Here is a 15,575-nt window from a genome sequence, read left to right as displayed (position 1 = left end):
TTATTTACTCTCACGCTTAATCGTCATCGGTAGCACAGTGTCGGCATCATAGCGGCCTTTACATTCAGCAGCCTCGCTCGACTCCTGTCGGGTACAGACGATTTCCGGCATCGGATAGCGGGAACCATCGCTGCAGCGCGCACGGTAGCGGCTGTTGATCACCAGATTACCGGATTGATGCAACCCGGCCTCCACCTCGGCCTGACAGGTGATGTTGTCACCATAGGTAAAGTGCACCCGGCCTTTGCCGTTTTTGAGTTGATAGCGCAGTACTGGCGGCTTACCTGTCAGCGGGTTTTTCGCCGACAGTGTGGCTTGCCAGTTGCCATCGAGGAAGCGGATGGAGCCGATTTTCACCGCGTCGGCTGGCATCACCAGCGCACCTTTCGGCGCGGCGGCCATTTCTATTGCAGCTGGCGCTGGCGGTGCTTTCTCTTCCGCTTTTTTCTGTGGTTCTGCTGTTACGGGGGCGGGCAACAGTGTGGCCACATTTAATGGCAGATTGGGTGGTGGGAGTGTTTCCGGCGGCGTTGCTCCCAGTGCGCGTTTTTCCGGCTTGATAGCGGTCACGGCGGAAGGCGCGCTGGTTTCGGGGTGGGAAACGCAGCCGCGGATCTGAAACGCCAGCGTCGCCAGTAGGGCGACACCCGGACCCAGTACCCAAGGGCTGGTCCAGACACGGCGCGCCGACAGCGGAGCGGGCTGCGCTGCGACCGGCTCGGCAATCACGACGGGTTCCGGCTCGACGACGGGCGGCGGCGGTAGCTCCGGTTCGGGCTCGGCAATGTGTACCGTGACTTCCGGCAGCGGTTCCGGTTCCGGAACTGGCTCAGGGAGTTCAACCGGTCGCAAGCACTCCAGCACATCCTGACGAGATTTTTTGCCCAGGCTGACGAATCCCCAGAAGGTAATAACCGGTTTATCGTCCACCAGATACACATGATTGGAACCCGGAAACTGAAACGCCTTCGCCAACAATACGCCGAAAAGTTTTTGTGCCGGTTTGTCGGACTGACGCGCTCGTTCGCTGATCGCGTCAACCGTGTTGAGATAATGCTCCAGCAGCGTCAACGCGTGCTCGCGTTGTTCGTCGCTGGCCGCCATCCAGGAAGTAATTTTACCGGAGAAGGGGGAATACCAGTCGATGCGATCGCCATCCTCATTAGGCTGAGGAATAGCCAGACAATCAGCGATAGGCTGTTGTTTGCGAAGACGCAGTGTTTCCCGTAGTTGTAGCGCCGAAGCATAAACGGGCTGGCCGTTCTCTCCCAACGCAAGAAAATCGTCTAAATTTCCACTGCGTAAAAATAATTTTGCCACGCCAAAGAGACCCTTTGTGATAAACCGTCAAGGCAGAAAATCGTGTCCACTGTCTGCGATTATAATTCTGATGGGCACGAATCAAATAAGTAAAGAAGTGACAAATATGACAAATATTTGCGTCATCAGCTCTCTGAGAAAGCAATATCGCATAAGTGCGATATGACCGGAACTAAAAAACCAACCGTAGCCATTTTACAGATTACCCGGTAACGCGTCAGCAGGAAGCCAGTGGCCGGGATGTTGTGATGATGCTCGCATTGTTATTTCACACTAACATTCTTGTTAGTACTTACTAAAAGTGAGTTCAGGCCATATGCTGCAGGTATGAGTTTCAACCGGATACCGATGTTTAGGATATACGGACTGAAGCGTGCAGCGGTATTTCCCCATAAACAGGAGTACATGATGTTTGCGATTACAGGAGCAACAGGTCAGTTAGGCCGTTTAGTGATTGATACTCTGGCGAAATCAGTACCGACAGCGCACATCATTGCTGTGGTTCGCGATCCAGCGAAAGCCAGTGGACTGGCGTCAAAAGGGATCCATGTGCGTTATGGCGATTACGATCGGCCGCAAACACTGGTCAAGGCACTGAGCGGGGTCGAAAAGCTGTTGTTGATTTCATCCAGTGAGGTGGGCAAGCGCGAAACGCAACATAAAGCCGTTATTGACGCAGCTAAAGCGGCAGGTGTCGGTCTTATCGTCTACACCAGTTTGCTGCATGCTGATACGTCGGCATTAGGATTGGCGGCAGAGCATCTGGCGACGGAAGCGGCGTTAAAGGCTTCCGGCATTCCTCATGTGATTTTGCGTAACGGCTGGTATACCGAAAACTATGCCGCCAGTATTGCCCCGGCGTTGGCGCATGGTGCGTTCGTCGGCGCGGCCGGTGAAGGGCGTATCGCGTCAGCGGCGCGTAGTGATTATGCACAGGCGGCAGCACTTGTGCTGCAATTGGGCGGTCAGGCTGGCAAAACTTATGAACTGGCCGGTGACAATAGCTATACGCTGGCGGAGTTTACCGCTGAAATTGCCCGGCAGAGCGGCAAGCCGGTGCAGTATGTCAACCTGTCGCAAGCCGAGTTCGCCAATGCGTTAAAAGGCGCAGGCTTGCCAGGCGGGCTTGCCGATATGCTGGCTGATTCGGATGCCGGGGCGGAAAAAGGCGGGTTGTTTGACGATAAGAACGCGCTGTCAGCACTGCTGGGTCACCCGACGACGCCGTATGCTGATGTCATCCGCAGTACGCTGGCATCGTTGTAGTGCTGTTGTCATTCCGTTATTGATGACTGAGTGATGCTCTGAAGTGGTGCGTTTGGTGACTTACGCACCATTTTTTATTCTGCTAATTTTTTCTTCCACACTCTTCTGTCTGGTTTTTTTTGGGCAGACTGAATTGTCCGTAACAAAACATCGATTTTCTTGATGAAATATTGTCATTTTATTTCTGTTTTACTAACCTATTTGTGTTATCGGACTATGCTGCCTGAATAGTTGATTCATGCCTAACAGGGAACATTCGCTTTTAACAGCAAAAGTGAAAAGTGAATGGTGGGTGTTCAGCGAGCGTTTTATGAATTACATGCTGACAACGCGTGTATTTATAAAAAGATGTTGTACCCTAAATAGTTCGAGTTGCAGGAAGGCGGAAAGGGAGTGAATCCCGATGAGCTTACTGAGGTAAGTGATTCGGATGAGCGAACGCAGCCAACACACCTGCAACTTGAAGTATGCCGAGTATATGTCCGCACGGATAACATCATCAGATATGAACGTAATTTCATGGAGGAAGCGTGATGGCTTTATATAGCAAAAAAATCGATCTTTCTTCCGCATCGTCCGGTAGCTATACCGGTGTTGCGGATGTCTATCAATTCTGGAATTATCACCACCGTGGGGATGGCAATATTGGCGATAAGCCATCCTATACGCTGGAGCAGGCGCGGGATCAAATAACCCGAGGTAATGTCACCTGGAATGGCGAAAACGTTTTTGGTAAACCTGTCGCACTGACTTATGCTTTTCTTCAGTCAGTTTCTGATGCCAATATGCCTGATAATTACAAAGGCTTCGTCAAATTTAATGCCGCACAAATTCAGCAGGCCAGACTGGCATTACAATCCTGGGCTGATGTAGCGAATGTGACTTTCACGGAAGTCAAAAACCCTCAACAGGCTACGATTAAGTTCGGTAACTATACATTAACCTCTGATGGCCATACGGATAACAATAGCCAGGCCTTCGGTTTCTATCCTGGAAATTGGAAGTGGGCTGGTTCAGCCTGGTTTAATTACAATCAGGCTGATAACCAGCGGCCGGATATTAATGAATTTGGCCGCAATACGCTGACACATGAAATTGGCCACACGCTCGGATTGTATCATCCAGGGCGTTATGACGCCACAGATGGCAACCCCGGCTATAAAGACGTGACCTACGCCGAGGATACTCGTCAATTCAGTATCATGAGTTACTGGAATGAAGGCTATACCGGTGGCGATTTTCATGGCTATCATGCCGCCGCTCCGTTAATGGATGATATCGCTGCTATCCAAAAAATGTATGGTGCGAATATGACCACCCGCACTGGCGATACGGTATACGGGTTCCACTCTAATACAGGCCGCGATTTTTATACTGCGACCGACAGCAAAACACCGTTGATATTTTCCGTTTGGGATGCGGGCGGTAATGATACCTTTGATTTTTCCGGTTATAGCTCGAATCAGCGCATTAGTCTGATTAGCGGTACGTTTTCAGATGTCGGCGGTTTGAAGGGTAATGTTTCTATTGCGGCGGGCGCGGTAATTGAAAATGCTATCGGCGGTTCTGGTAATGATGTCATTGTCGGTAACCTGTCTGATAACCGTATTGATGGTGGGGCGGGTAATGACGTGTTGTACGGTGATGGCGGCGCAGATATTTTAACGGGCGGGGCGGGTAAAGATATTTTTGTTTATGCCTGGGAAAAAGACTCGCTCGCATCGGCACCGGATACCATTACTGATTTTCAGCGTGGTGAAGATAAAATCGACTTGTCCGCATTTAATAAGAATCATGATCTCCAGTTTGTCGATCATTTCTCTGGCGCTGGCAACGAAGTGCTGTTGAATTGGGATGGTCAAGCGAATCAGACCAATATGTGGATGCATTTAAGCGGACACAGTTCGGCTGATTTTCTGGTGAAGATTGTCGGTACGGCGTTGCAGCCGTCGGATTTCATTGTTTAACCGTCGTATTTCATGGCTTAACAATAGTATGATCGTTTAAAGACTGCGTGGTTTTTTAACGAGAACAGAGAAAGTGAAAATAGAAAAACCCTGTTATTTTCAGGGCTATAAAATAATGGCAGGCCATGCGCCATGTGGATGAGCCTGCCATTATTAATGTATTTAACCAGATAGTTTCAGTCATGAATGGCGCGCTCTGATACCGAAAGATGGGAATATCATGAAAAAGCTGATTATTGCGACATTACTGAGTGCACTGAGTGGAGGATGTATGGCGAGCAGTCTGAGATTACCGTCGGCAGCAGAGCTGAGCGGAGAGTGGGTATTGAGTGGCACGGAGCAGCACTGCGATATCCGTCTGAATACGGAAGTGCTGGATAACACAACCTGGCGGTTGGTTGGCGACACGACCTGCCTGCAAACGCTGTTGCCGGAAGCGCCGGTTGGCTGGCGACCTACGCCTGATGGCGTGACGCTGACACAGTCAGATGGTTCGGCAGTGGCGTTTTTTAGCCGTAATCGTGATCAGTACGAACATACGCTGGCTAACGGCAGTGTGCGTATTTTGAAAAAGAAAGCCTGAGTGGGAGTCGCCCGTCGTGAATGCTTCCTCTGAGCAAGATCGTTCGCTGTTCGGCGTACTGCGTCAGTTTCGCCGCAGTTTTTGGAGCGTCGGTATTTTCAGCGCGGTCATTAACCTGCTGATGCTGGCTCCTTCGGTCTACATGCTTCAGGTGTATGACCGGGTGCTGGCGTCTGGCAACGGTATTACCCTGCTGATGCTGACCCTGCTGATGGCGGGGCTGTGCGCGTTTATGGGAGCGTTGGAATGGGTTCGCAGCCTGCTGGTCGTGCGACTGGGGACACGAATCGACCTGGCGCTCAATCAGGATGTTTTCAATGCGGCTTTTGCCCGTAATCTTGACGCTGGTGATGGTCGCGCCGGAATGGCTCTCACCGATTTAACACTGTTGCGCCAGTTCATTACTGGCAATGCGTTATTTGCTTTCTTCGATGTACCGTGGTTCCCGTTGTTCCTGCTGGTGCTGTTTTTATTGCATCCCTGGCTGGGGTTGCTGGCTCTGGGCGGTACCGTCGTACTGGTTGCGCTGACCTGGCTAAACCAGTATCTGACCAGCCAACCGCTGGCGGAAGCTAACCTGCAATCCCAGCAGGCGACTCACCTGGCGGATGCCCAACTGCGCAATGCTGACGTGATTGAAGCGATGGGGATGTTGGGTAACTTGCGTCGGCGCTGGCTGGCCCGTCATTACCGCTTTATTTCTCTGCAAAATCTCGCCAGCGAGCGTGCCGCAGCGGTGGGTGGTGCCTCCAAATACAGCCGTATCGCGTTGCAATCATTCATGTTGGGGTTAGGGGCATTGCTGGCGATCGACGGCAAAATTACACCGGGGATGATGATCGCCGGCTCCATTCTGGTTGGTCGTGTTTTAAGCCCGATCGATCAGTTGATCGGCGTGTGGAAACAGTGGAGCAGCGCACGCATTGCCTGGCAACGTTTGACCCGGCTAATTGCAGTGTATCCGCCGCGTCCCGAATCGATGGCATTACCCGCGCCGGAAGGTCATCTCAGTGTTGAACAGGTATCACTGCGTCCGGCACAAGGTAATGGCAACGCCCGATTACAGAATATCCATTTTTCACTACAAGCGGGGGAAACGCTGGTGGTGTTGGGCGCCTCTGGTTCTGGTAAGTCTACATTGGCTCGCTTGCTGGTCGGTGCTCAAGCGCCGACGCAAGGCAAAGTACGCCTGGATGGCTCAGACCTGGATCTGGTGGATAAAAGCGCGTTCGGCCCGGCTATTGGGTATTTACCACAGGATGTGCAGTTGTTCAGAGGAACACTGGCGGAAAATATTGCCCGCTTTGGCGAGGCCGACCCGGAAAAAGTGGTGGCGGCGGCAAAACTGGCGGGGGTACACGAGCTGATTTTGTCCTTGCCGAAGGGGTATGACACGGAATTGGGGGATGGCGGCAGTGGCCTGTCGGGGGGGCAGCGTCAGCGTATTGGTCTGGCCCGGGCGATGTACGGCGATCCTTGCCTGTTGGTGTTAGATGAACCCAATGCCAGCCTTGACAGTGACGGTGATAAGGCTCTGATGCAGGCGATTGTTGCACTGCAAAAACGTGGTGCCACCGTGGTGCTCATCACGCATCGTCCGGCGCTGACGACGCTGGCACAAAAAATTCTGATCCTCCATGAAGGCCAGCAACAGCGTATTGGCCTGGCCCGGGATGTGCTGACGGAGTTGCAGCAACGTAGCGCAGCCAATCAGGCCCGAATGAATGCGCCGGCTGTGATGCCGCAATAACAGGGATGAACCAATGACAGGCATGGATGTAACGACACAGGATGAATTAAGCGAAGCGACAATGCGCGATCGTGCCAGCCGTGATGAAGAACGGGCGTTGCGATTAGGCTGGTGGCTGGTGTTTGCCGGTTTTGGCGGCTTTCTGCTGTGGGCTTTGTTGGCACCGTTGGATAAAGGCGTGGCGGTGCAGGGTAATGTCGTGGTGTCTGGCAACCGTAAAGTGATTCAGCACATGCAAGGCGGCATTGTCGAGCGCATTCAGGTCAAAGAGGGGGACCGGGTTGCCGCCGGTCAGGTATTGCTGACGCTCAATGCCGTTGATGCCCGTACTACCAGCGAGGGCCTGGGTTCCCAATATGATCAGTTGATTGCACGCGAAGCCCGGCTACTGGCAGAACAGCGTAATCAACCATCGCTAGTGGCGACGCCCCGGCTGGTTGAGGCACGTCGGCGGCCGGAAATGACGGGCATTATCGCGTTACAGGAAAATCTGCTGTATAGCCGACAACAAGCCCTGAAACTGGAAACCGACGGTGTGCGCGCCAGTATCGACGGTATGGAGACATCGCTTGGCGCGCTGCAAAAAGTGATCACCAGCAAACAGTCGGAACAAGCCGTATTAAGCCAGCAGTTGCAAGGGTTACGTCCACTGGCGGCGGAGAATTATGTGCCACGCAATAAAATGCTGGAGATGGAGCGGCTGTTTGCGCAGGTAAGCGGTGAACTGGCGCAAACCAGCGGTGACGCGGGGAGAATCCGTCGTGATATTCAGCAACAGAAACTGCGTATTGCCCAGCGCCAGCAGGAATATGACCGGGAAGTAAGCAGCGAGTTATCTGACGTACAGTCCAAACTGAATGAAGTGATAAGCCAGCGCGAGAAGGCAGATTTTAATCTGGCCAATGTACAAGTGCGTGCGCCGGTTGCCGGTACCGTGGTGGATATGAAGGTGTTCACTGAAGGCGGGGTGATCGCCGCCGGACAGGTGATGATGGAAATCGTGCCGGAAGATCAGCCCTTGCTGGTGGATGGTCGTATTCCGGTAGAAATGGTGGATAAAGTGTGGGCCGGGTTGCCGGTGGAGTTGCAATTTACCGCGTTTAGCCAGAGTACAACACCGCGCGTTCCGGGGACGGTGACCTTGCTTTCCGCCGACCGATTGGTCGATGAGAAAGATGGCATGCCGTATTACAGCCTGCGTATTCAGGTGAGCGAAGAAGGTAAACGAACATTGCATGGGTTGGAAATTAAACCCGGCATGCCGGTGCAGGGCTTTGTGCGTACCGGGGAACGCTCGTTTATCAATTATCTGTTTAAGCCGTTGATGGATCGTATGCATCTGGCGTTGACGGAAGAGTAACGGAAGAAAGCAATGCGAAGGAAAGCGGTATTACTGGCGGTAGTGTTATCTCTGTCAATAGGGTTATCTCTGACGGGCGGCGGTGCTCAGGCGATGGGGTTGGTAGACGCCTGGGAACTGGCGTTGCGTAATGATGCGCAGTTGCGAGCGGCTGGTTTTGAACGGGATGCCGGGCAGGAAGAAGTGGCGATCGGTCGGGCCGGATTGTTGCCGTCGTTACAGTACAACTACGGTGTCAACTACAGCCATTCCAAGGTGACGCAGCGGGATCGTACGGTGAATAACACCAGTCAACGTGACTACGACAACTATGTGTCAACGCTGACGCTGCGTCAGCCGTTGCTGGATTATGCCGCCTGGGCGCGTTATCAGCAGGGTATCAGTCGTAAACTGATGGCCGATCAGCGATTTCGTGATCGCAGCCAGGACTTGATGGTCCGACTCTATCAGTCCTGGAGTGACGCACTGCTGGCACAGGAAAAATTAACGTTACTTGATGCGCAACGTCGCGCCTACGAGGAACAATTGGCGTTGAATCGTCGCTTGCTGGCGGCGGGGGAAGGGACGCAAACCGATCTGCGTGAGACGGAGGCGCGTTACACCGTCACCAATGCGCAGCGTATTGAGCAGGAAGATACGCTGGATGCTGCCATGACTACGCTGGAAAATATGATTGGCTCGCCGCTACAGATTCAGGATTTATCGCCGCTGGCGTTGGATGTGTTGCCGGATAATGTGACAGAAAACCGTTCGTTGACGCAATGGCGTGAACTGGCGGTCCGGCACAACGCAAAGCTGGCGGTGCAGCGAGAAAACGTCGGTTACAGTCGCTATGAAATCGAGCGGAACCGTGCCGGTCATCTGCCGAGCATGGATCTGGTGGCGTCAGCCCGCAATAGTCTGTCTGAATCTGAATATAACTATAACCAGAAATATGATACCCAGACGGTAGGGTTGCAGGTGCGTGTACCGCTGTATTCCGGCGGTGCGGTGTCGGCGTCAATGCGTCAGGCGACAGCGGAATATGAGCAAAATCAGGCTGAACTGGATAATCAGACCCGGCAAACCTTCGCAGAATTACGTCGTCAGTTTAACCTGTGTACCAACGGCGCGGCCAGGATCCGAGCCTGGCAAATGAGTGTCGATGCCGCAGAGGAAGCCATTCGCGCTACACGCCAAAGCGTTGCCGGTGGTGAACGTATTAATCTGGATGTATTGATGGCGGAACAGGAGTGGTACAACGCCCGGCGTGAACTGGCGGAAGTGAAATATCGTTGGCTTCAGGCATGGTTAATTCTGCGCTATACCGCAGGTACGCTCAATGAGCAGGACATGATGCAACTGGCTGCCTGGTTCCAACCCGCCGATGTTGCCAGAAAGGGGAAGGTAAAAACGCCATCCGGCAATAAAACACATTAATAAGCGCCTGTTGCGCGAATTTATGCCGTATCCACAAGATTTCTTTCGTAGCAGGCTGCGAAAGAAGGGTGTGCCATTCGTTGGGCGGTCAGGGTGACTGCCGACGATATAATGGCGAATAAGGCATTCTGACTGTAATAAATAAGTCAGACTTTATGGAAGAAGTAATATGCAACAAAACGAAAATATACCATTAAATACCTCTGCTGCCGCCAAGGCAGGTAATTATATCGGCTATGCCGATATCTATGATTTTTGGTATTACCATCAACGTGGTGATGGCGTGACGGTGAATGGCAAGCCGTCCTATTCCACGGATAAAGCGGTGGATGAAGGGTTAACCCGACCGCATACCACCTGGAACGGTGACAATATGTATGGTAAGGCAGCGAATCTGACCTATTCGTTCCTGAATACCTTTACGTCGACGCCCAACGGCCACACCGGGCCGGTAAAATTTACGCCGGTACAAATGGAACAGGTAAAGCTGTCATTGCAGTCGTGGGCGGATGTCGCGAACCTGACCTTCACCGAGGTCAGTCCTAATCAAAAAGCGAATATTACCTTTGCCAATTACACCCGCAATGCGGATGGCAGTCTGAATACGGATACTCAGGCTTACGCGGCTTATCCGGGGACGCATCCGCTATCGGGCAGCGCCTGGTTCAACTATAACCAATCGACTGTACGCAACCCGGGTACCGAAGAATACGGGCGATATACCTTCACCCATGAAATTGGGCATGCATTGGGGCTGAGCCACCCGGCTGAATATAACGCCGGTGAAGGGAATATCAGCTATAAAAACAGTGCGGCCTATGCAGAAGATTCCCGCCAGTTCAGCATTATGAGCTACTGGGATGTGGAAAATACGGGGGGAGACTTTAAAGGCCATTACTCCGCCGGACCGTTGATGGATGATATTGCGGCTATCCAGAAGCTGTACGGCGCGAATATGACCACCCGCACTGGCGATACGGTATACGGATTTCACTCTAATACCGATCGTGATTTTTATACCGCGACCGACAGCAGCAAAGCGCTGGTTTTCTCGGTGTGGGATGCCGGTGGCAATGACACCTTCGATTTCTCCGGTTACAGCAGTAACCAGCGTATCAACCTCAATGAAGGTTCGTTCTCAGACGTTGGCGGTCTGAAAGGTAATGTATCGATTGCGCATGGGGTCACTATCGAGAATGCGATTGGCGGCTCTGGTAACGATATTCTGGTTGGTAACAGCGCTGATAACGTCCTGCAGGGCGGCGCGGGCGATGATGTGCTGTTCGGCAGTCTGGGCGCGGATACCCTGACCGGCGGTGCCGGTCGCGACATTTTCGTCTACGGCAGCGGCCAGGATTCTACTCTGTCTGCGTACGACTGGATCACTGATTTCCAGACCGGTGTGGACAAAATTGATCTGTCGGCATTCCGTAGCGAAGGGCAGCTGAGTTTTACGCAGGACCAATTCTCTGGAAAAGGACAGGAAATCATACTGCAGTGGGATGCGGCGGATAGCATCACGAATCTGTGGTTGCATGAAGCGGGCCACAGCTCTGTCGATTTCCTGGTGCGTATCGTCGGTCATGTGTCGCAGTCCGATATTATCGTGTAATTAATCACTGAAAATATTAAACAGGGTAGTGTCACTATCCTGTTTAATAAGATTTCTATCGAAATCTTATTTACATGCCATTCTGGCAGGGATGTGTTCGCCCTGAATAAGTAATGGCTACTCTCGGTTATATTATTTTCAGAGGATTTTATGGGAAAAAATCTGTCTTTGCGTCAAGATGACGCGCAAAGTGCATTATCTGCCAATAGCAGCAATGCGTATAATTCGGTGTATAATTTCCTGCATTACCACGACCGGGGTAATGGTCTGACAGTTAATGACAAGGCCTCTTATTCTGTTGATCAGGCTGTGTCACAAATCACCCGGGAAAATACCACCTGGAATGGAAGCAATGTATTAGGTAAATCAGCCAACCTGACATTTAAGTTTTTGCAATCTGCAAGCTCAACCCCATCGGGGGATACCGGGTTTGTGAAATTCAATGCAGAGCAAATTGCACAGGCGAAACTGGCATTGCAATCCTGGGCTGATGTCGCCAACCTGACGTTCACCGAGGTAACGGGAAATAAATCAGCCAATATCACCTTTGGTAATTATACCCGTGATGCCAGCGGTAATCTGGATTATGGTACTCAGGCCTATGCCTATTATCCGGGTCAGTATCAGGGGGCTGGCAGCACCTGGTATAACTATAACCAGTCCAATATTCGCAGCCCGGGGGCTGAAGAATATGGCCGTCAGACTCTGACGCATGAAATTGGGCACGCTCTGGGGCTGAGCCACCCGGCTGAATATAATGCCGGTGAAGGGGATATCAGCTATAAAAACAGTGCGGCCTATGCAGAAGATTCCCGCCAGTTCAGCATCATGAGCTACTGGGATGTGGAGAACACCGGTGGTGATTTCAGAGGCCATTACTCTGCCGGCCCGTTGATGGATGATATTGCCGCTATCCAGAAGCTGTACGGTGCCAATATGACCACCCGCACCGGCGATACGGTATACGGGTTCCACTCCAATACCGATCGTGATTTTTATACCGCGACTGACAGCAGCAAGGCGCTGATTTTCTCGGTATGGGATGCGGGCGGTAACGACACCTTTGATTTCTCCGGCTACAGCAATAATCAGCGTATCAACCTCAATGAAGGTTCGTTCTCGGATGTTGGCGGCCTGAAAGGTAACGTATCGATTGCGCACGGGGTCACTATCGAGAATGCGATTGGCGGCTCCGGCAACGATATTCTGGTTGGCAACAGCGCCGATAACATATTGCAGGGCGGCGCGGGCAACGACGTGTTGTACGGTGGTGCTGGGGCAGATACCCTGACCGGCGGTGCCGGGCGTGATACTTTCGTCTACGGCAGCGGTCAGGATTCTACTCTGTCTGCGTACGACTGGATCACTGATTTCCAGACCGGGGTGGACAAAATCGATCTGTCGGCATTCCGTAGCGAAGGCAAACTGAGTTTTGTGCAGGGTCAGTTCTCTGGTAAAGGGCAGGAAATCATACTGCAGTGGGATGCAGCGGATAGCGTTACGAATCTGTGGTTGCATGAAGCGGGCCACAGCTCTGTCGATTTCCTGGTGCGTATTGTCGGTCAGGTAGCACAGTCCGATGTTATCGTGTAATTAATCACTGAACGTCATACACAGGGCAGACTCTCTGCCCTATTTTATTATTAATACATTATTGTAGTATTATTTCCTACTGCAATAATCTTCGCCTAGTAATACTTACTTTTTTGCAAAGCAATCGTTTCCTTTTTCTCTTTTACCATTCTTATAACTTATTTTATTTTCATCAATTAGTGGCATATTTAAGTTATCAACATATCACTGTGGTGAAATGGAAAAATAACGACACATTCTTTACAAATTCATTACAGTGAACTATATAACTAATCAGTGCTGGTGACAGCGCTGATTAGTTATATCTGACATTAGCAAATTTATTTCCTAAAAATAGGCCATTAAGTTGGTAGGGTGTTTTTATCCCAAAATTTAATGGCGCTTTATGATTATTCATGAGAATGAGGGTTTTATGGAAAGAAATCTGTCTTCACGTGATGATGACGCTTTACATTCACTATCTGCCTCCAGCAGCAGTTATGACGCAATTTATAATTTGCTGCACTACCATGAACGTGGCAACGGATTAACGATTAACGGCAAGCCTTCTTACTCGCTTGAGGAGGCTGGTGCGCAAATTACCCGTGACAATGTGAGCTGGAATGGTGCGAATGTCTTTGGCAAATCAGCTAACCTGACGTTTAAATTTCTGCAGTCAGCGCGAGCTACACCGGATGGCGACACCGGTTTTGTCAAATTCAATGCCGCACAAATTTCCCAGGCGAAGCTGGCGCTACAATCCTGGGCGGATGTCGCCAATGTCACGTTTACGGAGGTTACCGGTAATCAGTCAGCCAATGTCACCTTCGGTAATTACACCCGTGATTCTAGCGGTCGTTTAGACTACGGTTCCCAGGCTTATGCGTACCTGCCGGGAAGTGGTAGTGCTTCAGGCTCGACCTGGTACAACTACAATGTGGATAACATTCGTAGTCCGGATACGATGGAGTACGGTCGCCAGACCCTGACGCATGAAATTGGCCATGCGTTGGGCCTGAATCATCCTGGCAATTATAATGCCGGTGTCGGGAACCCCAGTTACAGAGATGTCACTTACGCGGAAGACACCCGCCAGTTCAGTATTATGAGTTACTGGAGTGAGAGAAATACCGGCGGTGATTTCAAAGGTCACTATGCCGCCGGACCGATGCTGGATGATATTGAGGCCATTCAGCGTTTATATGGTGCCAATATGTCCACCCGCACGGGGGATACCATCTACGGGTTCCATTCCAATACCGATCGTGATTTCTATACCGCGACCAGCAGCAGTAAGGCGCTGATTTTCTCGGTATGGGATGCGGGTGGTAACGACACCTTTGATTTCTCTGGCTACAGCAATAACCAGCGTATCAATCTCAATGAAGGTGCGTTTTCGGATGTTGGCGGCCTGAAAGGCAATATATCGATTGCTCACGGGGTCACCATTGAAAACGCGATTGGTGGTTCAGGCAATGATGTACTGATTGGTAACGACGCCAACAATACCCTGCAGGGTGGAGCGGGTGACGATATCCTTTATGGTGGGGGCGGTGCCGATCGTCTGTATGGTGGTAGTGGCAAAGATACCTTTGTGTATACTGCGGTGTCTGACTCGAGTGTTAACGCTCCAGACTGGATTCTCGATTTTCAGACCGGGGTTGATAAGATCGATCTTTCCGCATTCAATACCGGCCACAATTTGCACTTTGTTAATCAGTTCAGCGGTAGCGGTGGAGAGGTCATGCTTAATTGGGATGCCTCATCCAATGTCAGCAATCTTTATCTGAATCTCGATAACAATACTTCTGCGGAATTCCTGGTGAAAATCGTGGGTCAGGTATCACAAACAACAGATTTCGTTGTTTAACGTTTATATCGGAGAAGGGCGGTTGTCCGCCCTTTATTCCTGAACACTTCCTGCCAATATTTATTGCATGTCAATGACCATACGATTAGTTACAACATACTATGTTCTATCACCACAGACACTGTCTGAAACTCTACCTTTTCTATCGCAAAGCAGGGCTGGAAGGGATATGAGAGGGTGACAGACAGAAGAAACGCTTGTCACCCTTCGATGGCCGGTTAGATAGCTATTCGGCGGCCTATTTCGATTACCTGATTGCCCGGCAACTGATAATACTCAGTGACATGCAGGCTGTTTCTCATCATCCAGGCAAAAAGATAGGATTGCCAGCGTGGCAGGGCATCAGTGCCGTCTTTAGCAACAATGGACTCATGGCCGATATAGTAAGTCACGGCTTCATGATCGTTACATGCCTGAATGGGTGGCGTTTGTTTAAGCAGTTCGGGGATATTGGGCTTTTCCATAAATCCGTAGTAAGCCACTCCTTGCCAGAACCCCGGGTACTGCTCGGTAATAATCAGTTTATCTTCCTTTCTGACTCGCGGCACATCCAGTACCTGAATAGTCAGCGCGATAATTGGGGTAAAAAGTATTGATTTCTGGCAGGCACTGGGCCTGTTGGTACTGAGTCGTATTCTGTTCGGCGGTCTGGGATTCCGGCCCGGGATGTTTGGTATGGCACGCGAGCGCCGCCGTATGCATGAGCGTTGGATGCAAATGACACCGGAACAACGTGAAGAATTTATCAGGCAACGCCGTGACGGATTTGGCCATCACGATCGCTGCAACTGGCATGGGCGTCGTCATGATCGCAATGCAACAGATGCCGCACCTAAAGCACCGGAAGCCGAGTAAC

The 15,575-nt window shown here is 51.3% G+C and carries 11 protein-coding genes and 1 pseudogene; 10 read left to right on the top strand and 2 right to left on the bottom strand.

From position 1 onward, the window contains the following. Entirely contained in the window at positions 1–1,320 is a 1,320-nt protein-coding gene (locus tag FAZ14_RS15955) for an SrfA family protein (RefSeq protein WP_038925885.1), read from the bottom strand. A gap of 408 nt (positions 1,321–1,728) precedes the next feature. Here FAZ14_RS15955 and FAZ14_RS15950 point away from each other — a divergent pair, with 408 nt between their 5' ends. The 9 genes from FAZ14_RS15950 to FAZ14_RS15910 all read left to right on the top strand — a co-directional run bounded on the left by FAZ14_RS15950 (position 1,729) and on the right by FAZ14_RS15910 (position 14,719). Then, positions 1,729–2,586 carry an SDR family oxidoreductase gene (locus FAZ14_RS15950; protein WP_016941375.1) on the top strand — a complete coding sequence of 286 codons (858 nt, stop codon included), beginning with the start codon at positions 1,729–1,731 and terminating at the stop codon, positions 2,584–2,586. Between the two features lie 533 nt (positions 2,587–3,119). Next, positions 3,120–4,553 carry a serralysin family metalloprotease gene (locus FAZ14_RS15945; RefSeq protein WP_038925886.1) on the top strand — a complete coding sequence of 478 codons (1,434 nt, stop codon included), beginning with the start codon at positions 3,120–3,122 and terminating at the stop codon, positions 4,551–4,553. A 220-nt stretch (positions 4,554–4,773) separates the two neighbouring features. Then, positions 4,774–5,136, top strand: a complete 363-nt coding sequence (locus FAZ14_RS15940) for a protease inhibitor Inh/omp19 family protein (protein ID WP_016941373.1) — start codon at positions 4,774–4,776, stop codon at positions 5,134–5,136. 16 nt (positions 5,137–5,152) lie between these two features. Continuing rightward, positions 5,153–6,886 carry a type I secretion system permease/ATPase gene (locus tag FAZ14_RS15935; RefSeq protein WP_016941372.1) on the top strand — a complete coding sequence of 578 codons (1,734 nt, stop codon included), beginning with the start codon at positions 5,153–5,155 and terminating at the stop codon, positions 6,884–6,886. A gap of 13 nt (positions 6,887–6,899) precedes the next feature. Then, the gene (locus FAZ14_RS15930; protein WP_038925887.1) at positions 6,900–8,246 is read left to right on the top strand and encodes an HlyD family type I secretion periplasmic adaptor subunit; all 1,347 of its coding nucleotides are present in this window, start codon (positions 6,900–6,902) and stop codon (positions 8,244–8,246) included. 12 nt (positions 8,247–8,258) lie between these two features. Further along, positions 8,259–9,665, top strand: a complete 1,407-nt coding sequence (locus FAZ14_RS15925; protein WP_016941370.1) for a TolC family outer membrane protein — start codon at positions 8,259–8,261, stop codon at positions 9,663–9,665. Between the two features lie 169 nt (positions 9,666–9,834). Beyond that, entirely contained in the window at positions 9,835–11,277 is a 1,443-nt protein-coding gene (locus tag FAZ14_RS15920) for a serralysin family metalloprotease (protein WP_016941369.1), read from the top strand. A gap of 150 nt (positions 11,278–11,427) precedes the next feature. Continuing rightward, positions 11,428–12,870 carry a serralysin family metalloprotease gene (locus tag FAZ14_RS15915; protein ID WP_016941368.1) on the top strand — a complete coding sequence of 481 codons (1,443 nt, stop codon included), beginning with the start codon at positions 11,428–11,430 and terminating at the stop codon, positions 12,868–12,870. A gap of 412 nt (positions 12,871–13,282) precedes the next feature. Continuing rightward, entirely contained in the window at positions 13,283–14,719 is a 1,437-nt protein-coding gene (locus FAZ14_RS15910) for a serralysin family metalloprotease (RefSeq protein ID WP_153508859.1), read from the top strand. Positions 14,720–14,937: 218 nt separating this feature from the next. Here FAZ14_RS15910 and FAZ14_RS20335 read toward each other — a convergent pair whose 3' ends face one another. Then, complete coding sequence (locus FAZ14_RS20335) at positions 14,938–15,267, bottom strand: KUP/HAK/KT family potassium transporter (RefSeq protein ID WP_235914581.1); 330 nt, start codon at positions 15,265–15,267, stop codon at positions 14,938–14,940. 13 nt (positions 15,268–15,280) lie between these two features. Between FAZ14_RS20335 and FAZ14_RS15905 the strand changes: the two are divergent. Beyond that, positions 15,281–15,574: pseudogene (locus FAZ14_RS15905) on the top strand (hypothetical protein); the annotation flags it as partial. Position 15,575: the final 1 nt, after the last annotated feature.

Source organism: Dickeya oryzae, assembly GCF_009372235.1.
Lineage (GTDB): Bacteria > Pseudomonadota > Gammaproteobacteria > Enterobacterales > Enterobacteriaceae > Dickeya > Dickeya oryzae.
The sequence above is the reverse complement of the archived record's forward strand: the minus strand, read 5'-3'. Positions and strand labels throughout refer to the sequence as shown.